We start from the raw sequence: 20,487 nt of genomic DNA on the forward strand, positions 1-20,487 counted from the left end.
GAATTGGTTACACGAGGCGGCGCTGGCGCCTCGCGGGTGCGCGGCTATATAGGCACGGAGGCAAAAATCGCAATCGTGACGATACCTTCCCGAATCTATCTCGATCATGCGGCCACCACCCCGCTGCGCCCAGAGGCGCGCGCGGCGCTCGAAGAAGGCTTTGCCCTGTGGGCCAACCCTTCCAGTCCGCACGCGGAAGGGCGGGCGGCACGCAGTGCGCTGGAGAATGCCCGGGACCGGATTCGTAATTCTCTCGGCTGGACAGGCGAGGTGATCTTCACGTCCGGCGCAAGCGAGGCAGCCGAGATTGCGCTCAACGCGGCGAACGCCGTTCACGACATAGCGACCGCTGTCGAACACGATGCGGTGCTGCGCGGCGACCGGCCCGAATGGACACTGCCGGTGCGCCCCGACGGAGCGGCCGACCTCATGGCGCTGTCGGCCGAAAGTCGCCCCTCCGACCTGCTGGTCGACGATCCCGAAAACCGCTCGCTGGTCGCGGTCCAGCACGTCAATTCGGAAACGGGCAATCGCCAGCACATCGGATTCGGTGCCGAGCTCGTGCACGACAACGGAGGACTGCTCCTGGTGGATTGCGCGCAAAGCGCCGGCAAGTTCGAACTGCCGCAGATGGCGGACATGGCGATCGTGGCGGCGCACAAGTTCGGCGGGCCGGTCGGTGTCGGAGCGCTGCTCGTCAAGGATTACGCTATGCTCCACCCGTCGGGCGGGCAGGAGCGTGGCTACCGGCGCGGGACCGAGAACCTGCCTGGTATTCTGGGCATGGCGGCCGCGCTGGAAGCCTGCACCGATCCCTACATAGACCCTTCCGTGCTCGAACCGCTCGATGCGTTTGCCGGCGAGGTTCGCGCGCTCGGCGGCGAATGGCTGTCCGATCGCCTGTCCGATCCCACGCCGTACATCCGTGCGATCGCCATGCCCGGGATGTCGGCGCAAGCGCAGCTCATGCGCTTCGACATGGCGGGTATCTCGGTAAGCCAGGGTTCGGCGTGCTCGTCGGGCACGATGAAGCGCAGCCATGTGTTGACTGCCATGGGCGTGCCGGACGAGATCGCCGACCGCACCATCCGGGTGAGTTTCGGCTGGACAACGACACGTGCGGAGGTGGAACGCTTCTGCGAGGTGTGGCTGGATATGGCAAACGCATGATCTATCTGGACTACCAGGCCACGACCCCTCTCGCGCCCGAGGCGCGGGAGGCGATGCTGCGATGGCTCGACGGGCCCGGCGGCGAGGGGTTCGGCAATCCGCATTCGGCGCACCGGATGGGCCGGATGGCCAGGGCCGCGGTGGAGCACGCCCGCGACCAGGTCGCCGCGCTCATGCCGCCGGGCGGACGGGTGATCTTCACAAGCGGCGCGACCGAAGCGATCAACCTTGCGATCCGCGGCACGCGCGGCGAGGGCAAGGTCGCCGTATCGGCAATCGAGCATGCCGCCGTTCTCGACACCGCAGAGGGCGCGCACGTGCTGAAGGTCGACGGCGAAGGACTGTGCGATCCGGCGCAGGATCTTGCCGCAAGGACGCGGCTCGTCGCGGTGATGCAGGTGAACAACGAGATCGGGACGATCCAGCCCACGCTCGACTGGCATCGCAAGGCGAAGGCGGCAGGAGCATTGTTCCTGTGCGACGCGGTGCAGGCCTGCGGCAAGCTGCCGGTCACTCTTGCCGACATGATCGCCGTCTCCGCGCACAAGTTCCACGGGCCCAAGGGTGTCGGCGCTCTGTGGGTGCGCAATGGTGTCGAGTTGACCGAAGTGCAGACCGGCGGAGGGCAGGAGCACGGCTTGCGCTCGGGCACCGTCAGCCCCGCTCTCGTGGCCGGGATGGGCGCCGCAGCGGCTCTGGCGAAAGAGCGGATGACGGCGGACCGCGCGCACATCGAAGCGCTGTGGGACAGGGTGGGCGAGCTGTTCGGCGATTGGGAACTGAACGGCAGCGCTTCGGCCCGCTGGTTCGGCAATCTCAATATCCGCAAGGACGGCCTCGACGTCGCCCGGCTGATGAGCGATTGTCGCGAGGTGATGTTCTCCGCCGGCAGCGCCTGCGCCAGCGGCTCGGGCCGGCCAAGCCACGTCCTAAAGGCGATCGGCTTGTCGGATGCCGAGGCCAGGAATTCCATCCGGCTTGGGTTCGGACGCTATACGACCATGGACGAAATCGACGAAGCAGCCGCCATGATCAACGCCGCGGCGGACGCGCAATGATAAAGGTTACCTTTACCGAGCCGCGCGGGGGCGTGATCGAGGCCGAGGCCGAGCCGGGCGACAACCTCCTCCGCCTCGGCCAGGCGAAAGGTCTGCCGCTGGAGGGTACGTGCGAAGGGCAGATGGCCTGCTCGACCTGTCACGTGATCGTCGCGGCCGAATGGTTCGACCGCCTGCCTCCCGCGAGCGAAGAGGAAGAGGACATGCTCGACCTTGCCGCCGGCGCCTGCCGCACGAGCCGGCTGGCGTGCCAGATCGAGCTGACGCCGGACCTCGACGGACTTGCCGTGCGGGTGCCCGCCGACAGCCACGACGCCCGGCGGCTGTAGGACGAGGCGTGCCGATCAGTGGACAAGAATTGGTGACGGCGTGATGGCGAAACCACTCCGCCTTGCGATGACCTTGATTGGTCTGGCTGCCCTGGCAGGGCAAGGGGCGATCGCAGTGGCCAGCAGCACCGGCACGTCCGCCCCGGAACCCCAGAAGACTGGCGGGATCGTCTACGGCTTCGGCGCTACCGAGAATGGATCGATGCCGCTCCATCTCGATCTCTATGCGCCGCAGTCGCCCTGCACGTCGCCGCGACCGGCGGTCGTCTTCATCCATGGCGGCGGTTTCGTGGAGCGAAGCAACAGCGGCAATGCTGTCCCCACGATCGCTGCCGCCCTGGCGGCGGAGGGCATCGCGACCCTGTCGATCCAGTACCGCCTGCAGGGCGACCGCCCGGCGGCTTCACCGCGCTACGCCAAATTCCCCGAAGACTTCCGCAAGGCCGATCCCGACCGGTTCGGCGCGCGCAGCGCGGCTGCCGCGGCGGCTGCGGAAGATACGGTCGCAGCCATGAACTGGCTCGCCGTCAAGGGTAAGGAATTCTGCCTCGATTCCGGACGGGTCGGGTTATGGGGCGCATCCGCCGGAGCGATGACTGCCCTGAATGTCGCCTATGCGCTGGACGATTTCGGGATCGATGCGCCGCGACCGCGGGCGGTGGTCGATTACTATGGCCAACTGTTCCTCGACGGCGTCATGGATCTCGGCGAGCCGCCACTGCTCATCGTGCACGGCGATGCCGATGAAGTGGTCTCCCCCTCTGCAGCCACGGCACTGGCCAAGTCGAGTGCAGCCGCCGGCATCCCGTTTGCGCACACGACCATACGCGGCGGCGGGCACGGCTTCGGTCCGCTCGGATTCTTCTCCATTCGACCGGGCGGCGCCAGTATGGCGCAGGCGCACGCCCGGTTCGTTGCCCGGCATATGTTCGACGGAACACCCGACTACGTTGTCCAAACCCTGGACCGCTGACGCCGACGCGGGCGAGAGCGCGACGGGGATCAGCTCGGCACTGCCGCCAGTCTGCGCCGCAACCAGATCGCGCCAGCGACCAACCCGCCCGTCGGCAACGCGATGGCGAGCAGCACGATCAGCACCGCTACGATGTTGCCGAGGATGCTGCCGAGCGAGCCGAGTGCCCCTTCGATCGGCGCCGTGAAGTCTCCGGCAACCGCGGTGGCCGGCGCATAGTCGATGTCCATCCGGCTGAAGGCGACCCGCCCCTTGGTCTCGGCGAGCCATGAGCGCGTCTGGTCGATCTCCTCGTTGACCTCGGCGACGCTGCGCTCGGCCGCCACGAGGTCGTTCACGCTGCCCTTGCGGGTGCGCAGGACCTCGAGCAGCCGGTCGCGCAGTTCCTCCCGTGCGCGGATGCGGGCCTCGGTATCGACGATCTGCTTGGATACTTCCTCGCTGCCGATGGTCGCCTTGGCTTGCTCGGCTCCGGCGCCCTCGGCTTCGTCCTCGATCAGCGCGCTCACAGCGCGCGCGTGGCTTGCGGCGACGGCGAGCTGGAGCGTGCCGCGCACGGTGTCTTCCTCCACGTCGCCCGAAAGATCCATCCCGACAATCCGGCACGAGGACGGGCCCTGCTGCTCGCAGAGGTTCGCATGGCTGCGCATGAGCTTGCCGATCTGATCGGAAGGGAGCCGGTACGAAAGCCCGTACGCGTAGGCGAGCTTGGGCATGTTCGCGGGAAGCTCGGCACGACCGGCGATCTGGTCGTCGGCGGCCGCAGCGGGCTGGGCCATCTCCTCCGCGACTGCCGAATCGGCGGCAGCCTCCATCGCGGCACCCACGCCATCCTGACGCTCGGCGTTTTCGCTGCAACCGGCGAGGACGAGCGCGAGCGCGCACGAGCCGAACAGAACCTTCTTCATATGCAAATCCTCTCTTGCCTTATTTCAGCCTTAATCATGCCCTGGTTTTGCCATAATTCAAGAGGGATGCAAAAAGGCCCCGCCGGTCGCCCGGCGAGGCCTTGAATTTCAATGCTTTGTTTCGAACAGATCAGGCGTCTTCGGGCACCTTTTCCTGCTGAAGTGCGGCGATGAGGGCCTCGCTGAACGCCGGAATGTCATCGGGATTGCGGCTGGTAATGAGGTTGCCGTCGATGGCCACTTCCTGATCGACAACGTTTCCGCCCGCGTTCTCGAGATCGGTGCGCAGGGAGGGCCAGCTCGTCACGGTCTTGCCGTCGACGATGTCGGCCTCGATCAGCAGCCACGGTGCGTGGCAGATCGCCGCGATCGGCTTGCCCGCGTCGTTGAAGTCCTCGATCAGATCGATGACCGTGTCGTTCATCCGCAGGATATCCGGGTTCATCTGCCCGCCCGGAAGCAGCAGCGCGTCGTAATCGCCTTCGCTGACTTCCTCGACCGTCATGTCGACCTTGACCGCGCGGCCCCAGTCCTTCTGGTCCCAACCCTTGATCTCGCCATCCTCGAGGCTGGCGACGACCGTCTCGAAGCCGGCGGCTTCCAGGTTGGCCTTGGGCTTTTCCAGTTCCGACTGCTCGAAACCGTCGGTGGCGATGATGAGTACGCGCTTGGGCATGGGGAGTCTCCTTTGCCCACCATACGCGTGGGGATAGCGGAGCGTTCCGGCGTTGAGCGTCCGCCCGTGCCGCTGCTAGGGCGACCCGCATGGCAGACCTCATCGAAGCCGAGAAAGACCCCTTCGACGCGATCGTCGACGCCCCGTTCGACAGCGCGCTGTCTGAACGGTACCTCGTCTATGCGCTGTCCACGATCACGGCGCGCTCGTTGCCCGACCTGCGCGACGGGTTGAAGCCGGTCCACCGCCGCCTGCTGTGGGCGATGCGGCAGCTGAAGCTCAACCCCACCGAAGCGTTCAAGAAGAGCGCGCGCGTCGTCGGCGATGTCATCGGCAAGTATCACCCGCACGGCGATGCGTCGGTCTACGACGCGATGGTGCGCCTCGCGCAGGACTTCGCGCTGCGCTATCCGCTGGTCGAGGGGCAGGGCAACTTCGGCAATATCGACGGCGATAACGCCGCCGCCTACCGCTACACCGAGGCGCGGCTGACCCGCACCGCGATGCTCCTCATGCAGGGTCTCGACGAAGGCACGGTCGACTTCATCCCGACGTACAACGGCGAGGAGCAGGAACCCGAGATTTTCCCCGGGCTGTTCCCCAACCTGCTCGCCAACGGGTCCAGCGGCATCGCGGTCGGCATGGCGACCAACATTCCCAGCCACAACGTCGCCGAGGTGATCGACGCGACGCTCGAACTGGTCGACAACCCGCACGCCGAGCACGCGCGGCTGATGGAGCTCTTCCACGGGCCCGATTTCGCCACCGGCGGCCTTGTCGTCGACAGCGCCGAGACGATCGCGGCGGCTTACGAGACCGGGCGCGGCAGCTTCCGGATGCGCGCACGGTTCCACGCCGCCGAGGCGAAGGAGGAAGCGGACCGCCAGGCCGGGATCGAGCGGCTGGGCGGCGGCCAGTGGCAGCTCGTGGTCAGCGAAATCCCCTACCAGGTGGCGAAGGGCAAGCTGATCGAGCAGGTCGCCCAGCTCATCGCGGACAAGAAACTGCCGATTCTCGAAGACGTGCGCGACGAGAGCGACGAGAATATCCGCATCGTCTTCGTGCCGCGTAGTCGCAACGTCGATCCGGAACTGCTCAAGGAATCGCTCTACAAGCTGACCGACCTCGAGACGCGCTTCGGGCTCAACCTGAACGTGCTCGATGCGCAGCGAGTGCCGATGGTGATGGGGCTGAAGGAGCTGCTCCAGCACTGGATCGCGAGCCAGATCGACATCCTCCAGCGCCGCAGTCGTCACCGGCTCGACCAGATCGCGAAGCGGCTCGAACTCGTCGAAGGCTACATCGTCGCCTACCTCAACCTCGACCGGGTGATCGAGATCATCCGCACCGAGGACGAGCCCAAGCCGATCATGATGGAGGAATTCTCCCTCACCGACCGCCAGGTCGAGGCGATCCTCAACATGCGGCTGCGCAGCTTGCGCAAGCTCGAGGAGATGGAGCTGCGGCAGGAGCGCGACGACCTCATCAAGGAGCAGGAAGAGCTCGAGAAGCTGCTCGGCTCGCCCGCGCGCCAGCGCACGCGACTACGCCGGGACCTCGAGGCCTTACGCAAGGAATACGGTCCCGACACCAAGCTCGGCGCACGCCGTACGACGATCGCCGAAGCCGCCCCCACCGTCGAATTCAATCCCGACGCGATGATCGAGAAGGCGCCCATCACCATCATCCTGTCGCAGCGCGGCTGGATCCGCGGGGCAAGCGGGCACCTCCCGCTCGACCAGGACTGGAAGTTCAAGGAGGGCGACGGTCCGGCGTTCGCGCTGCACGCCCAGACGACGGACAAGCTGCTGCTCGCCGCTGACGACGGGCGGTTCTACACGCTGGGTTGCGACAAGTTGCCGGGCGCGCGGGGCTTTGGCGAGCCGGTGCGCACGATGATCGATATCGACAGCGAGGCCCAGGTCGTGACCGCGCTGGTGTACAAGCCCAAGGGGCAACTCCTGCTCGCCGCGACGAGCGGCAAGGGCTTTGCGGCAGAAACCGACGAATTGCTCGCCGAAACCCGCAAGGGGCGGCAGGTGGTCAATCTCAAGGCGGGGCAGAAGGTCGCCGCGGTGCGCGAGATCGCCGCCGAGCACGACCATGTCGCGGTGGTCGGCGACAACCGCAAGCTCGTCGTCTTCCACCTCGAGGAACTGCCGATCCTCGGCCGCGGGCAGGGCGTGACGCTCCAGCGCTACCGCGACGGCGGTCTCAGCGACGCGACCACCTTCAAGCTCGACGACGGCCTCAGCTGGGCGATGGGCGGCGAGAGCGGCCGGACCCGGACCGAGACGGACATCTGGCAATGGAAGGTAGCGCGGGGGGCGGCCGGCCGTCTGCCGCCGACGGGCTTTCCGAAGAGCAATCGCTTCCAGAACTGAAAACGGGCCGGCTGCGCGTTTTCGCTGCCGACCCGTTCCACGACCCGAAGGGCTCGAGGGGTTTTGAGCCTTCGGTTATTCGGAGGTCTCGCCGCTATCGGTCGCGGCGGCAATCTGGTCTGCGGTGAACAGAGCCATCAGAGCGCCTTGCGGATTGACCGCGAAGTGCTCGCGCTTCAGCGCGACCGGGCCGGTCGGGCTTTCGAGCACGACGGCATCGCCCTCCACCGACTTGATCGTGCCGGCCGGCGCGCCCTTGGCGGTGACGACAGCGGCACCGGCGAGCAGCGCATTGTCGCGGGCGGCCTTCGCGGCGGCGACCTGCTCGTCCATCATGGCATCGATCTGCGCTTTCGTGACGGTGATCGTCGGCCCGTTGTCGCCCTTGCCGAAGGCGTCTTCGGGCAGGGGAGCCTTGTGCGCACCCGTGTCGAGAGTGACGATGCCCCCTTCGACCTTGACGATCGTGCCAACCTCATTGCCTTGCGGCCCATAGACCTTGGCCCCGGCGGCGACCTGCGCGAACGCGGCTGCGGGAAGAAGGATGGCGGCAATGGCTGCGCTGGCGGCCAGACGGGTAAATTTCATTGTGGTCTCCGATCGGTTCACATGGCGCCGCGATCGCAGGCACGCCCGCTTCACGGCCAGACTTGGTTGTTCGCGCGGGTGATACGAAGCGCTGCTTCGCGAGGTGTCCCGACCGGCGGGACGGACGGCCCCATGGGCCGAAACGCGCTGGCGGCCGCTCGGCGGCCTGCTCCCTTATCCGCGGGGCGAATGAAAAGGCAACCTCGGGACCATGGCACAGGAAGCCTGAAGCCTGGCTGAAAGGTCAGGCCCTGCTTGCGATCGCCTCTTCGAGCATCTCTTCCACGCGCGTTCTCACGGGAAATCCCTCGCTCACCCAGCGCTTTTCGATGCCTTGAAGGATTCGCGCGACCTCCGGCCCGGCCTTCACGCCGCGGGCGACGATCTCGCCGCCCTTGAGCGGGAAGACGGGCACATCCCAGTTTTCCAATGGTGAAGGGTCAGCGCCGGTCAGCAGCAGCCGGTCGATGGCGCACGATAGCCCGATCCCATAGGCGAGCCCGCGCGGGTCGTCGCCATCGCGCATGTCGCGCGCGGCCACGCAGGCGAGCCGGTCGCGCTGGCTTCGCGACAGCCGCAGCCGCGCCGCGACCGTTTCCGCCACCGGCGGCACCGCGGGCAGGAGCGCGGCCAGCCGGCGCATCGCGTCGGGCGCTATTCGATGGCTCTTCTCAGCCGCGACGAGCTGCGCAAGCTTGTCGACCTCGTTCCGGCCAGTCTCCGGCAGGATCACCTGCAGGACGCCGAGTTCGCGCATCCGCATGACCGTGGCGGAAGGATCGGGCAGGCACAGCAGGTTCTGCAATTCCCATCCGACGCGCTCGCGGCTGAGACCCTTGAGCATGGGGGCGAATTCGGCGCAGGCCTCCTCGGCCTCTGCGTCCAGCTCTGCCCCGAAGCGCGCCTGGAAGCGGAAGTAGCGCAGGATACGCAAGTGGTCTTCGCGGATGCGCTGGCGTGCGTCGCCGATGAAGCGCACGCGGCGCGCGGCAAGGTCATCGACCCCGCCGAAATAGTCGTGGATCTCAAGGGTCAGCGGGTCGGCATAGAGCGCGTTGATCGTGAAATCGCGCCGCGCCGCATCGTCCTTCCAGTCGTTGGCGAAGGCGATCGTCGCGCGGCGGCCGTCGGTTGAGACATCGTGCCGCAGCGTCGTGATCTCGACGTTCCCGCCATCAATGATCGCGGTCACCGTGCCATGATCGATGCCGGTCGGAATCGTGCGGATGCCCGCGGCATCGAGCCGGTCGATCACTTCGACCGGCTCCAGCGGGGTCGCGGCATCGATGTCGGCGACCTCGTGACCGAGCAGCGTGTCGCGCACCGCGCCGCCGACCCATCGTGCGTTGCCCGGACCGAGAGCGGCAATAAGCCGGGCGAGTTCCGGGCGCTGGGTCCATTCGGCCTGCGGCAGTTCAGCCATCGAACAGCTCCGCCAGCTCCAGTCGGCGCGACAGGTTGCCGATAATGGCCGCGGTCACGCCCCAGATGCGATGCCCCTGCCACACGATCTCGAAATAGGTGCGCTGGGCTCCCTCCCACTCGACCGTCCGCGGCATCCGGTTGGCCGGGTCGAGGACATAGGCGAGCGGCGGCTCGAACCAGTCGGCGACTTCCGCGGGGTTCGGCCGGATCGGCAGGTCGGGCGGCACGACCGCAAGGACGGGGGTGACGTCGTAACCGGTGCGGGTACGGAACGGATCGGATGGACCGATCACCCGCACGTCGCGCGGGTCGATGCCAAGCTCCTCGTGCGCCTCGCGCAGGGCCGCCTCGACCGCATCCTCGCCCGGATCGATCTTGCCACCCGGAAAAGCCGCCTGTCCGGCGTGGCTGCGCATCGTCTCGGGCCGGTGGGTGAGCAGCACGCCCGGGTCGCTGCGTTCGGTCACCGCGATCAGTACAGCGGCAGGGCGCAGAAGATCGGGCGGCGCCATCGCGTCGGTCAGAAGTTCGACCTCGCGCGCATGACCGGCATGGAGGACCCGCGAAAGGCGATCGAAAAGCGCGCTCACCTCGGCACCAGGGAAAAGGTCGCGCCCTCGCTCGAGACCCGCCAGTCGCGATCCGCGAGGAGCGCCAGTTGCTCGTAGGTCGACCGGTTGAGACGCGCTTCGCACCCGCGTCGCACCGCGAGGTAGAGCGCGGGGGTCTCCGCATCCCCACGCGCAAGCAGCGGATGATCGGGGCCGGCGATCACGATTTCGTCGGTGTTGAGGCGGAAGGCGAGCGCTCCATCGCGCTGGGTTACATCGGTGGCGACGAACGCCGCATCCTCGACTTCGACCGAGAGCTTCTGCACCGGCGTCACCAGCCAGTGCCGGCCGGCCTCGTCGCGCATCAGGAGCGATGCGAAAGCGCGCACCATTGCAGGGCGCGAGATCGGCGATCCCTCGTGGGTCCAGGTTCCGTCCGCAAGGATCGCCATGTGACTGTCACCGACGTGCGCGGGGGACCATTGCTCTACCGGCGGCAGCTTGCGCTCCGCCACCGCCGCCGCGAGTTCGGCGAGCGACATTCCGGCGATTTCGGGAGGCGGCTCGTAGGGCATCGGCGCGGCGATGCCAGAACCGCGTCAGTTCGCCAAGCGGCTCGCGGCTCCTGCCCACGGACCCAGCATGCCCGCCGGGGGAAGGATGGCCGGGTTGTTACAGCGCACGAGCAGGCGCTCGGGCTCCCACGGGCCGGGGCAGTGCCAGCCGCGGGGAGCTTCGACGAAACCGAACCGGCCATAGTATGGCGGATCGCCGATGAGGACCTGGGGCAGGGCGGCGGCCGGATCGATGGCGCCGAGCGCGGCAGCCATCAGCGCCTTGCCATAGCCCTCTCCCTGGTGCGCCGGCAGGACCGCGACGGGGCCGACCATGAGCAGGGGATGCGCGCGTCCGTCCGGCGCTGCCAGCGCGACCGGCCAGACCTGGATCGAGCCCACCAGCCAGTCCTCGTCGTCGAGCGCGGCGAAGCTCAGCATCGGCAACCAGTCGGTGCCCTCGCGGATGCGGTACGACGTGCGGCCCCGCCGTTCGGGTTCGAACGCCGCGTCGAGCAGGTCCTCGACATGCTGCGGGTCGACCGCGGACAGGGGCACGATAGTGGGCATGGGCGCGCGCCGATACGGGCGAGCCGCAGCGGAGTCGAGGACGTTCGCGCTAAACTATTTGTTGGGCCGCAGTTCGAGCAGCCTTCCGCCCGCCTTGTCCTCGAGCAGCCAGAGCGCTCCATCGGGCCCCTCGACAATCTCGCGGATGCGCTTGTCCATCGCGTAGCGCGCCAGCTCGGTGGCCCGGGTGCCATCGATGCCGACCCGCACCACGCTGGCGGGCTTCATCCCGGCGATCAGGGCTTGGCCCTTCCACTCGGGCCACAGCTTGCCCGAGTAGAACACGAAATCGCCGGGAGCGATCACCGGGTTCCAGCTGATCGCCGGGGCGGCGAATTCGGGCCGGGTGGAGTGCGCGGGGATCGCGCGCCCGTCATAATGCTTGCCCTCCGAGACGACCGGCCAACCGTAGTTGGCGCCCTTCGTGACAAGGTTGAGCTCGTCGCCCCCGGCCGGTCCGTGCTCGAGGTCCCACAGGCGACCCTGGGCGTCGAACTGCAGGCCGAGGATGTTGCGGTGACCGAACGACCAGATGTCCTGCGCCTTGCCTGCCTGCCCGGAGAACGTGTTCCCGGCTGCCGGGGTACCATCGAGGTTGAGGCGGACCACCGAACCGAGGTTGTTCGCGGTATCCTGCGCCGGGTCCATTTTCTGCCGGTCGCCGCTGGCGAGGAAGATCGACTTGCCGTCGGGCGCGATCGCGATTCGATGCGAATAGTGCCCGCGGCCGGACACCTTGGGCTGGCGCCAGATCACCGTCATGCCATCGATGCGGCAGGCATCCGCCTCCTCGCAAACCAGCGTCCCGCGGCCCAGGACGGCGCCGCGCGTATCGTCGGGTCCCGCTTCGGCCCAGGTGAGGTAGATCGTACGCCGCGAAAGCGTGGCCGCCTTCTCCGACGGTAGGAAGGCGATGTCGCCAAGCCCGCCCTGGCCGCCGGAATCGACCGTCGGGAGGCCCGTCACCGTGCCACCCCGACCGGCGCGGGTATCGAAGAACTTCATCGTCCCGCTCTTTTCGGTGATGAACAGGACCGGCGTGCCCGGGGCGAACGCGGCCGCCCACGGCTCGTTGTATGCGCCGTGCGGTTTGATCGCGAAGGGAGTCGCCATCGTCGAGACAGGGGCCTGCGTCGATCGCGCCCCGGGGGTATCCCCGGTGGTCTGCGCGCCGCAGCTTGCCGCGGCGAGGGCGCTGAGGGATACAAGGGCGAGTACGGTCGGGCGCATGGTCATGTTGGCAGGAACACCTCATTCGCGATTTGGCTCCACGCCGCTCGTCGTCGGTGTCGACGAGGCGGGAAGGGGGCCGTTGGCCGGTCCAGTCGTCGCAGCGGCGGTAGCGCTTTGCAAGCCTCGACCGGGCGGTATCGGCGACTCCAAGAAACTGTCCCCCGCGGATCGGGCGAAGGTCGACGTGTCAGTCCGGCGGCGCTGCGCGTGGGGCGTGGGTATCGTGGATGTCGACGAAATCGACCGGCTGAACATCTTCGGCGCGACCATGCTGGCGATGACGCTGGCGGTATCCCGGCTGGTCGAGGCGCTCGGGCGCGATCCCGAGGTGGTGCTGGTGGACGGCAACCTGACACCGCATGGGAGGTGCGTCGAGTGGCGCTGGGCGGCGAAGCCCATCGTCGGCGGCGATGCACGTGAGCCGGCGATTGGCGCCGCTAGCATCATCGCCAAGGAATGGCGCGACCGGTTGATGCGCGACGCGGCTGCCGCGCACCCCCACTACGGCTGGGAACGCAACAAGGGCTACGGTACGCCCGACCATCTCGCCGCCTTGCGGGAGCACGGTCCATGCCCGCTCCACCGCCGCAGCTTCGCCCCCGTCGCGCAGGCGGACCTGTTCGCGGCCTAGCCGAATGCCTTGATCTTCAGCTGGTCGATGTACTTGCGGCCGAACCGCTCCGCATCTTCGGGCGAGGGAGGCAGGCCGCCGCGATCGTTCCTGGCCGCCAAGATCTCGTCCCGGCTGTTGACGCGCGGAAACTGCTCCGCCGGCACCGGAACGCCCAGGAACGCGCACAGTGGCTCCCAGCCGTCCTTGGGGTGGAACACCAGCAGGCGGTCGGCCGGCAGGCCGTCGATGACTGCCTGGTTCCGCTGGCGGTACCAGTCGGTCATGAAGGCGCGATCGGTCAGCGATCCGCCGTCGAAGTGCCGGAAGATGTTGCCGTGCATCATGTCGCCGGTCGGCGTTCCGCGCAGGCCCCCCTGCAGCGCCTCGGAAAAGATTGTCTCGCTCACCGATTCGAACCAGCTGTCGGGGTCGCGGTGCGTGAGGACGACTTTCGCGTCCGGGTAATAGTCCGCCAGCTCGCGCCAATAGGTACATGCGGGATAGTCGGTCGTTGAGCGGAAGCCGCGGAACACTTCGTCCCAGTCGGGCTTCCCCGCCGCGACGTCGATCCACAACGGCACCTGCCGGCGTGCATCGGCGAACACTTCCGACATGTGGTGGCATGGACCGAAGCCCAGATGCTCCAGCGCGAATTTCAGCGAAAAGGTCGCATTGCGCCCCAGGCCCGCACCGATCACTTCGAGAGCCATTCCGCTCCTCCCTCCATGCGTCCCGCTGCGGAGGATGGCATCTGCCCGAGAGGAAACAAGCGAAATCGCCAATCCGAGTCTTCCGCGCCACACCCCACGATATCGAGTCCGGCGATTCCACATGGACTCAACATCTTGTGCCGGACACCTTCTGTTCTTTCTCGGTTGATTCCGCGTTAACCATATCGCGCCAAACTCCCCGCTTGACGCCGAGTCCGCGAGGACTCACCCTGTGGATAAGTTGAATCAGGGGGAATGAAGGATGGGGGTCATCGAGACCACGAAGGTCCGCGCGCGGCGCGCGCCGGAAGCCCCGGTGGACCTGCCGATCGGGCGGATCCTGCCGGGCGATTGCGTGGAAGCCATGCGGCGGCTGCCCGATGCGTCGGTCGATCTCGTCTTCGCCGACCCGCCCTACAACCTCCAGCTCGGGGGCGACCTCAACCGGCCCGACGGCAGCCACGTGGACGCCGTGACCGACCATTGGGACCAGTTCTCCAGCTTCAAGGCATACGACGATTTTACCCGCGCCTGGCTGACCGAGGCACGCCGCGTCCTCAAGCCCGACGGCGCGCTGTGGGTGATCGGCAGCTACCACAACATCTTCCGCGTCGGCGCGATCCTGCAGGACCTCGGCTTCTGGATCCTCAACGACGTCGTCTGGCGCAAGACCAACCCGATGCCCAACTTCAAGGGCACGCGCTTCACCAACGCGCACGAAACGCTGATCTGGGCGAGCATGGGCGAAAAGAGCCGCTACCAGTTCAACTACCGCGCGATGAAGACGCTGAACGACGAGCTCCAGATGCGCAGCGACTGGGTGATCCCGATCTGCTCGGGCGCCGAGCGGCTGAAGGAAAACGGGACCAAGGCGCACCCGACGCAGAAGCCCGAGGCGCTGCTCTACCGCGTGCTGCTGGCGACCACCGAAAAGGGCGACGTGGTGCTCGACCCGTTCTTCGGCACGGGGACCACCGGTGCGGTCGCCAAGCGGCTGGGCCGCGAGTGGATCGGCTGCGAGCGCGAGGAATTCTACCGCGGCGTCGCCACGAAGCGCATCGAGAAGGAGCTGCCGCTCGACGAAAGCGCGCTGACGACGATGCAGAGCGCGCGCGCCGCGCCGAAGGTCGCCTTCGGAGCGGTAGTGGAAGCTGGCTTGATTCCGCCCGGGACGCAGGTTTTCGACAAGAAGCGCCGCTGGGTGGCGACAGTGCGTGCCGATGGGTCGCTGGTGCACGAGAAGGCCACCGGGTCGATCCACGGTCTCGGCAAGGACCTCCAGGGCGCGCCGAGCTGCAACGGCTGGTCGTTCTGGCACTTCGAACGCGGCGGCAAGGTCGAACCCATCGACGCCGCCCGGCAGGACTGGCTGCTGGCGAACGAGGATTGACCTGAGCAATCAGACTATCGGCGGCTTGCCAGCTGGCCGGTCGCCCGCTCGCTGCGCACGAAACATTTCGATCAGCTTGCCCACTTCTTCTGGCGAGGGCTGATCCGGTGATTTCGAGGGCGGGAGGGTCCATTGGACCCCCGCCAACCGTTTCCGCAATTCGTCCATGTCCTCGGGCAGCCATTGCCACGGCAAGTAGCCGTATCGTTCATACGTATCGACCATCGCGAGCGCGAATTTCTCGGTCTCTGCGTCATAGCGCGTGAGCTCGTCCTCGCGGTATTGTCGGAAGGCTTCCCGCGCACGCGGATCGCCCGTGGTCACCCGGCAGTCCACGAAACGAGCCATCATCGGCTGGGCCGAGTAGAGCGCCTCCGGCCCACTGTAATACTCCGACCCGGCATCGAGCTGGATTGCGAACGGCAATCCATACCGGTTCGCTCGCATCTCCACCGCCTCGATGAAGCGCAGAACGACGAGAAATTCGACAAGCATCCGCAATTGGACTGCGCGCGCCCTGCCTGCCCGATGGTTCGGATGCGTCTGGGATCGGGGATAGGCTATCAGCGGCCCGAGACCCATCGCTCGCATGGGAGAATGGATGCTGCTCGAGCGCCATTCGCCGGGTCTTCCCAGCTTGCGCGTGGGAGGGTCGGGGCGCCTTTCGTCGATGCGCTCGTACTGGCGCTGTATCGCTGACCGGTTCGCGCTGTTGTGCGAGAGGCGCAGGCTCGCGGCGAATATCGAGCCATCGTCGGTGGCGGACAGATCGGCGCGAATGGCTGACGCCTCCGCGGCAAAGGCGAACCAGTCGAACGAACAGCGACGCGATTGCTCGTCGGCCGCGGTCAGGGCGGGCGTGGCGAATTGCGCCAGCTGCGAAAGCACGACTTCGAGCGTGGGCTGCGTTCCCTCGACGCGGGCGATCTGTTCAAGCTCGCGGCCGTAGCGATCGCTGGCAGCATTATCGAATTGCGGGCCATAAGCGGGCTTTTGCGCGAAATGGGCAAGCGCGAACGGTGAGACGAATTCCGGTTCTTCAATCATTCCGCGGGGTGCGGGGAATTTGCGCCTCGCGGCTTTGGACTGAATCCCGCCGTCACGACTGCCAGGATCGACCGAACCGCGAGGTTCGATAATCACCTTCACCAGTTGACCTGCGCCATACGCCATTGCGAAGAAGCCGGCGATGATGGGAACTCCGAGCAAGCGCCACGGGGAGCTCGCGCGGAGGGACAAGTCGAAGATAGGAATGGCAACGATCGGCAGGATGAAAGCGAGGATGCCACACAGCAGGTACGCGATTGCGCGAAAGGTCCGTTGCGACCGAAACATCCGTCTCGCTTAGCAGGAAATGGTGAACGCGTTCCTTCGCCGCTTGGCCTGAGATGATCGGCTGGGCTAGACGGCTCGGATGACCGACCGCCTTTACCTCATGCCCATCGGCCTCGCGGCGAGTCCGCAAAGCGAGGAGGGCGATTGCATCCGGCTCGCGGGCGGACTGGTCTATGCACACCGGTTCGCGGCTATCGTGCGGAGCGACAGCGGGGTCGTGGCGCGACACCGCTTTACGTCTGGGGGGGCCGCCGAAACCTTCGCCCGATTGCCCGAAGCGTTGGGCGCGGAGGCCGAGGCGCAGTGGGCTGCGCTGCGGACCGCGCACCCGCCGCTGCAGCTGGGTGAGCGGACGATCCGGCTCGACCAGCCGCAGATCGCGGGCATACTCAACGTCACGCCCGACAGTTTCTCCGACGGGGGCAAGTTCCTCGACCGGCCAGAAGACGGCGCAGCCCATGCAGCCGGGATGGTGGAGGCGGGCGCGGCGCTGGTCGACATTGGCGGCGAAAGCACCCGGCCCGGTGCACCGGCGGTCTGGGAAGGGGACGAGATCGCCCGCGTCGTACCGGCGGTCGAATACTGCGCGCAGATGGGCGCGGCGATCAGCGTCGACACCCGCCGTGCGGCGGTCATGCGGGCTGCGCTCGATGCCGGGGCGCACATGCTCAACGACGTGACCGCGATGCGCCACGATCCGACGATGGCGGAGCTCGCGGCGCAGCGCGGCTGCCCGATCGTGCTGATGCATTCGCCCGGTGCGGACGACGACGTCCATGCGGACGCCGACTACGCGAACGTGGTTTTCGACGTGTTCGACGCGCTGGCCGAACGCCGCGATGCCGCGATCGATGCGGGTATTGCGCGCGAACGGATCGTGCTCGACCCGGGTATCGGGTTCGGCAAGTCGCTTGCCGACAACCTTGCGCTCATCAACGCGCTCCCGCTGTTCCACGCGCTCGGCCAGCCGCTGATGTTCGGCGGGAGCCGCAAGCGGATGGTCGGCGCTCTTTCCGGCGAGGCGGAGCCCCACGAGCGGCTGGGCGGCAGCTTGGCGCTGGCGGTCAGGGCCATGGACGCCGGCGTACAGCTCGTCCGCGTGCACGACGTTGCCGAGACCGTGCAGGCGCGCAACGTATGGCGCGGCCTGCGCGATGCGGCGCTCACCGATTTCACGATGCTGGCGGACTAGCGCCGCGCCAGTCAGGCCGCTTCGTGATTCTCGATGTAGGTCTCGGGATCCTTCACCTCGCGCTCGTATTCGTCCTCATGCGCTGACTCGAACGCAAGGTACTGGATCGCGAGTTCGACCCGCGTCTTGAGTGGTACCGTCCGGCGGAAATCGGTCAGTCCCTGCCGCTCCTCCTCGCTCATGTGCGACGAGTTGTTGCAGTTGCACTGGTCCACCCAGTGCCACCATTTTTCCGAACCCGGCTTGTGGCGCATGGCCTCCTCGGCCGCGATGGCGATCTTGTTGTGATCGTCGATCGCGTCCTCGGTCGTCTCCTCGGCGCTGTCGGAATCGAGCGCGCCTTTGCCCTTCTTGAGCAGGGTGGGGTAGAAGAACTTCTCCTCTGCCTCTGCATGCGCCTCAAGGAAGTTCTTGAGCTTGGCGAAAATCTTGCCGAGCGCCTCGGGGTCGTCCTTCGCTTCGTCGAGCGCGGCGAACATGCGCCGCTGGCGGTCGTGGTCGGCTAGGATGCAGTCGACGATGTCCATTGCGGAAAATTCCCTGTTGCGGATGCTTGTGGACCGAACGGGGAAGGGGCGCGGGAGTTCCGCTAGAGCGAAAAGCCCCCGTCGGTATTGAGCACCACGCCGGTGACGTTGGCGGCCATGTCGCTGAGGAGATAGCCGATGTCGCCCGCTATCTCGTCTGCGGTGGCGAAGCGGCCGCGCGGCGTGCCCGCACCCATCGCCGCTATCGCGCCTTCGCGGCCATGGTCCTCGACCGCCTTGCGGAACGCCTCGCCCGAATCCCAGATGGCGGTATCGACCCCGCCCGGAGCCACGGCGTTTACCCGGATGCCGCGCGCCGCGTTTTCCGCCGCGGCGATACGGGTCATGTGCGCGACGCCGGCCTTGGATACGCCGTATGCCCCGATGCCCGGCACCGGCTTGATCGCGGTGATCGAACTGGTGACGACAGCCGACCCGCCGCCGTTCGCCTGCATCAGTCGCAAGGCCGCTGCCAGGGTCAGGAATGCCCCGTCGAGGTTGACCGCCATGACCCTGCGCCAGTGTTGGAACGTCTGCTCCGCGATCGGAGCGCCGCCGAGCGCGATCCCGGCGTTCACGACCGCATGGTCGAGCGTGCCTGCCGCCCGCTCGAAACCGCCCCAGAACTGGGGGTCGGAAACGTCGTGGACATGCCGGTGGACTTCGCACGAAAGGTCGAGCGCGGCCATGCCCTCGGCATTCACGTCGACGAGATGGAGCGTCGCGATCCCGTGTGCATCGAGCCAGCGGGCAACGGCTGCGCCGATGCCGGAGCCGGCGCCGGTGACGAGTGCGGAACGGCCGGAGAAATCGAGGGCGGGTTCGGTCATGCCCGCCGCTTAGCGCGTCAGGCGGCGTTGTCGATGCCCCCGCGGCCTTTAGGCCGCGTTGTCGATCCCCAAGTCGCCAAGCTTGCGGTACAGCGTCGACCGGCCGATGCCGAGCCGCCGCGCGACTTCGGTCATGCGTCCGCGGTAGTGCCCGATGGCGAGGCGGATGACGTCTGCCTCGATGTCCTCGAGACTGCGGAGGTTGCCGTCCTCGGTGTAAAGCATCACGCCGACGCCGTCCTGCCGGGGGTCGCGCGTCTCCACCGTCTCGCCGAGCATTTCGCAGAGTTGCGGGAAGCTGTCGGAGGTCAGGGCATCGCCGTCGCAGAAGACCGCCGCGCGGAACAAGACCGCCTGGAGCTGCCGGACGTTGCCGGGCCAGTCGAACGCCGCCAGAAGCGCAAGCGCGCCGTCGGTGATCGTGAGGCTGCGAAGGCCCGGCTGCTCCCCGATCCGGGTGAGGAAATGGCGGGCCAGCGCCTGGATATCGCCGGTGCGTTCGCGCAGCGGCGGCAGGGTGATCGTGGTCGGGGCAAGGACTTCGTGCAGCGCGGGGTGGAAGAAGCCGGCATCGCCGAGCGACTGCACCGGCAGGTTGCTGGCCGACAGCACCCGCACATCGATCTTGAAGCCGTGGCGCGCGCCGATCGGGCGCACGACCCCTGTCGAGAGCACTTCGGCGAGGCGCTCCTGCACGTCCATCGACAGGCGGTCGACCTCGTCGAGCACGAGGGTGCCGCCGTCGCATTGCTGGATCGCGCCGACCTGCCGTTCGAAGGCGCCCGGGAAGGCGTTCTGCTCGTGCCCGAACAGGACCGACTCGATCGAGTTGGCGGGCACCGAGCGGGCGTTGATCAGGCGAAACGGGCCCTTCGCGCGGGGGCTGGCGGCGTGCACCGCGCGTATCAGCATTTCCTTGCCGGTCCCGCTCTCACCCTCGATGAGCACGTTGCCGTGGCCGCGCGCCGACTTCGCCGCCTTGGCGAGCGCTGCGCGGAAATTGGGCGCGGTGCCGATCATCGCATCGAAATCGAGAACCGTTCCCAGCTTTTCGGTCAGCGGCTGAAGCTCGTCGCGCGGAGCCTCGCGCTTGGCGGCGGTGCGCAGCGCATGCATCAGGCGGTCGGGTGCGACCGGCTTGATCATGTAATCGTTGGCGCCCGCGCGCATCGCCTCGACCGCGAGGAGCGGCGAGGCGCTGGCGGTGAGCATCAGGATCGGAAGGGCGGGGCGGCGCGCCTTCAATTCCGCAATCAGGCGGCAGGCGTCGTCGCCCGGTACCCACTGGTCGAGGATGATCGCGGAAAGCTGCATCCCCTGGCGCGTGCCGAGCGTGGCGATCGCGGTTTCCGAATCGCCCACCACGATAGTGCGCCAGCCCTCGCGCGCGGCGAGCGCGGTGATGAGCCGGCTTTGCGCCGGTTCGTCGTCGATCAGCATCAGCAGGCGGTTTTCGCCGTCGGTCATTGTC

At 67.2% G+C, this 20,487-nt stretch carries 21 protein-coding genes; 8 read left to right on the plus strand and 13 right to left on the minus strand.

Annotation, left to right across the window (positions count from 1 at the left end):
• Positions 1–81 precede the first annotated feature (81 nt).
• Genes A6F68_RS07805 through A6F68_RS07820 form a run of 4 tightly spaced genes read left to right on the plus strand, consistent with a single transcriptional unit; the run spans position 82 to position 3,530 of the window.
• The gene (locus A6F68_RS07805) at positions 82–1,170 is read left to right on the plus strand and encodes a cysteine desulfurase family protein (RefSeq protein ID WP_067682297.1); all 1,089 of its coding nucleotides are present in this window, start codon (positions 82–84) and stop codon (positions 1,168–1,170) included.
• A complete protein-coding gene (locus tag A6F68_RS07810; protein ID WP_067678227.1) occupies positions 1,167–2,228 on the plus strand; it encodes a cysteine desulfurase family protein in 1,062 nt (353 codons plus the stop codon). The genes A6F68_RS07805 and A6F68_RS07810 overlap by 4 nt, the downstream gene beginning before the upstream one ends.
• Positions 2,225–2,557, plus strand: coding sequence for a 2Fe-2S iron-sulfur cluster-binding protein (locus A6F68_RS07815; protein ID WP_067678229.1), 333 nt, complete (start codon positions 2,225–2,227; stop codon positions 2,555–2,557). The genes A6F68_RS07810 and A6F68_RS07815 overlap by 4 nt, the downstream gene beginning before the upstream one ends.
• Positions 2,558–2,600: 43 nt before the next feature.
• Positions 2,601–3,530, plus strand: a complete 930-nt coding sequence (locus A6F68_RS07820; protein ID WP_084001754.1) for an alpha/beta hydrolase — start codon at positions 2,601–2,603, stop codon at positions 3,528–3,530.
• Between the two features lie 29 nt (positions 3,531–3,559).
• Here the strand turns inward: A6F68_RS07820 and A6F68_RS07825 are convergent, their stop codons facing one another.
• Both A6F68_RS07825 and A6F68_RS07830 read right to left on the minus strand, forming a co-directional pair.
• Positions 3,560–4,438 (minus strand): DUF4349 domain-containing protein, encoded by an 879-nt coding sequence (locus tag A6F68_RS07825; protein WP_084001755.1) that lies wholly within the window; start codon positions 4,436–4,438, stop codon positions 3,560–3,562.
• A 130-nt stretch (positions 4,439–4,568) separates the two neighbouring features.
• Entirely contained in the window at positions 4,569–5,114 is a 546-nt protein-coding gene (locus A6F68_RS07830; protein ID WP_067678235.1) for a type 1 glutamine amidotransferase domain-containing protein, read from the minus strand.
• An 89-nt stretch (positions 5,115–5,203) separates the two neighbouring features.
• Between A6F68_RS07830 and parC the strand changes: the two genes are divergently transcribed.
• Positions 5,204–7,498 carry a DNA topoisomerase IV subunit A gene (gene parC / locus A6F68_RS07835; protein WP_067678238.1) on the plus strand — a complete coding sequence of 765 codons (2,295 nt, stop codon included), beginning with the start codon at positions 5,204–5,206 and terminating at the stop codon, positions 7,496–7,498.
• 75 nt (positions 7,499–7,573) lie between these two features.
• On the opposite strand, the gene A6F68_RS07840 is transcribed toward parC, so the two are convergent.
• The 6 genes from A6F68_RS07840 to A6F68_RS07865 all read right to left on the minus strand — a co-directional run bounded on the left by A6F68_RS07840 (position 7,574) and on the right by A6F68_RS07865 (position 12,422).
• Positions 7,574–8,086: a hypothetical protein gene (locus A6F68_RS07840; protein ID WP_067678241.1), complete on the minus strand. Its 513-nt coding sequence runs from the start codon at positions 8,084–8,086 to the stop codon at positions 7,574–7,576.
• A gap of 244 nt (positions 8,087–8,330) precedes the next feature.
• Positions 8,331–9,509: a CCA tRNA nucleotidyltransferase gene (locus A6F68_RS07845; RefSeq protein ID WP_067678244.1), complete on the minus strand. Its 1,179-nt coding sequence runs from the start codon at positions 9,507–9,509 to the stop codon at positions 8,331–8,333.
• Positions 9,502–10,101 (minus strand): CoA pyrophosphatase, encoded by a 600-nt coding sequence (locus tag A6F68_RS07850; RefSeq protein ID WP_067678247.1) that lies wholly within the window; start codon positions 10,099–10,101, stop codon positions 9,502–9,504. The genes A6F68_RS07845 and A6F68_RS07850 overlap by 8 nt, the downstream gene beginning before the upstream one ends.
• Positions 10,098–10,637 (minus strand): DUF1285 domain-containing protein, encoded by a 540-nt coding sequence (locus tag A6F68_RS07855; protein ID WP_067678250.1) that lies wholly within the window; start codon positions 10,635–10,637, stop codon positions 10,098–10,100. The genes A6F68_RS07850 and A6F68_RS07855 overlap by 4 nt, the downstream gene beginning before the upstream one ends.
• 24 nt (positions 10,638–10,661) lie before the next feature.
• Complete coding sequence (locus tag A6F68_RS07860; RefSeq protein WP_067678253.1) at positions 10,662–11,186, minus strand: GNAT family N-acetyltransferase; 525 nt, start codon at positions 11,184–11,186, stop codon at positions 10,662–10,664.
• A 54-nt stretch (positions 11,187–11,240) separates the two neighbouring features.
• Positions 11,241–12,422 (minus strand): PQQ-dependent sugar dehydrogenase, encoded by a 1,182-nt coding sequence (locus tag A6F68_RS07865; RefSeq protein WP_067678255.1) that lies wholly within the window; start codon positions 12,420–12,422, stop codon positions 11,241–11,243.
• On the opposite strand from A6F68_RS07865, the gene A6F68_RS07870 reads away from it, so the two are divergent.
• Positions 12,415–13,050 carry a ribonuclease HII gene (locus A6F68_RS07870; protein WP_157096688.1) on the plus strand — a complete coding sequence of 212 codons (636 nt, stop codon included), beginning with the start codon at positions 12,415–12,417 and terminating at the stop codon, positions 13,048–13,050. The genes A6F68_RS07865 and A6F68_RS07870 overlap by 8 nt on opposite strands.
• Here A6F68_RS07870 and A6F68_RS07875 read toward each other — a convergent pair.
• Positions 13,047–13,742 carry a sulfotransferase family protein gene (locus A6F68_RS07875; protein ID WP_067678257.1) on the minus strand — a complete coding sequence of 232 codons (696 nt, stop codon included), beginning with the start codon at positions 13,740–13,742 and terminating at the stop codon, positions 13,047–13,049. The two genes, A6F68_RS07870 and A6F68_RS07875, sit on opposite strands and share 4 nt — an antisense overlap.
• 262 nt (positions 13,743–14,004) lie before the next feature.
• On the opposite strand from A6F68_RS07875, the gene A6F68_RS07880 reads away from it, so the two are divergent.
• A complete protein-coding gene (locus tag A6F68_RS07880; RefSeq protein WP_067678259.1) occupies positions 14,005–15,132 on the plus strand; it encodes a site-specific DNA-methyltransferase in 1,128 nt (375 codons plus the stop codon).
• A 9-nt stretch (positions 15,133–15,141) separates the two neighbouring features.
• Here the strand turns inward: A6F68_RS07880 and A6F68_RS07885 are convergent, their stop codons facing one another.
• Positions 15,142–16,179, minus strand: a complete 1,038-nt coding sequence (locus A6F68_RS07885; protein ID WP_157096689.1) for a hypothetical protein — start codon at positions 16,177–16,179, stop codon at positions 15,142–15,144.
• Between the two features lie 367 nt (positions 16,180–16,546).
• Between A6F68_RS07885 and folP the strand changes: the two genes are divergently transcribed.
• Complete coding sequence (folP, locus tag A6F68_RS07890) at positions 16,547–17,659, plus strand: dihydropteroate synthase (protein ID WP_067678264.1); 1,113 nt, start codon at positions 16,547–16,549, stop codon at positions 17,657–17,659.
• Between the two features lie 11 nt (positions 17,660–17,670).
• Here the strand turns inward: folP and A6F68_RS07895 are convergent, their stop codons facing one another.
• From A6F68_RS07895 to A6F68_RS07905, 3 genes are all read right to left on the minus strand, one after another.
• Positions 17,671–18,186 carry a hemerythrin domain-containing protein gene (locus A6F68_RS07895; RefSeq protein ID WP_067678267.1) on the minus strand — a complete coding sequence of 172 codons (516 nt, stop codon included), beginning with the start codon at positions 18,184–18,186 and terminating at the stop codon, positions 17,671–17,673.
• Positions 18,187–18,248: 62 nt separating this feature from the next.
• Positions 18,249–19,016 carry an SDR family NAD(P)-dependent oxidoreductase gene (locus tag A6F68_RS07900; protein ID WP_067678270.1) on the minus strand — a complete coding sequence of 256 codons (768 nt, stop codon included), beginning with the start codon at positions 19,014–19,016 and terminating at the stop codon, positions 18,249–18,251.
• 48 nt (positions 19,017–19,064) lie between these two features.
• Entirely contained in the window at positions 19,065–20,483 is a 1,419-nt protein-coding gene (locus tag A6F68_RS07905; RefSeq protein ID WP_067678274.1) for a sigma-54-dependent transcriptional regulator, read from the minus strand.
• Positions 20,484–20,487: the final 4 nt, after the last annotated feature.

Source organism: Tsuneonella dongtanensis (assembly GCF_001698205.1).
Taxonomy (GTDB): Bacteria; Pseudomonadota; Alphaproteobacteria; order Sphingomonadales; family Sphingomonadaceae; genus Tsuneonella; species Tsuneonella dongtanensis.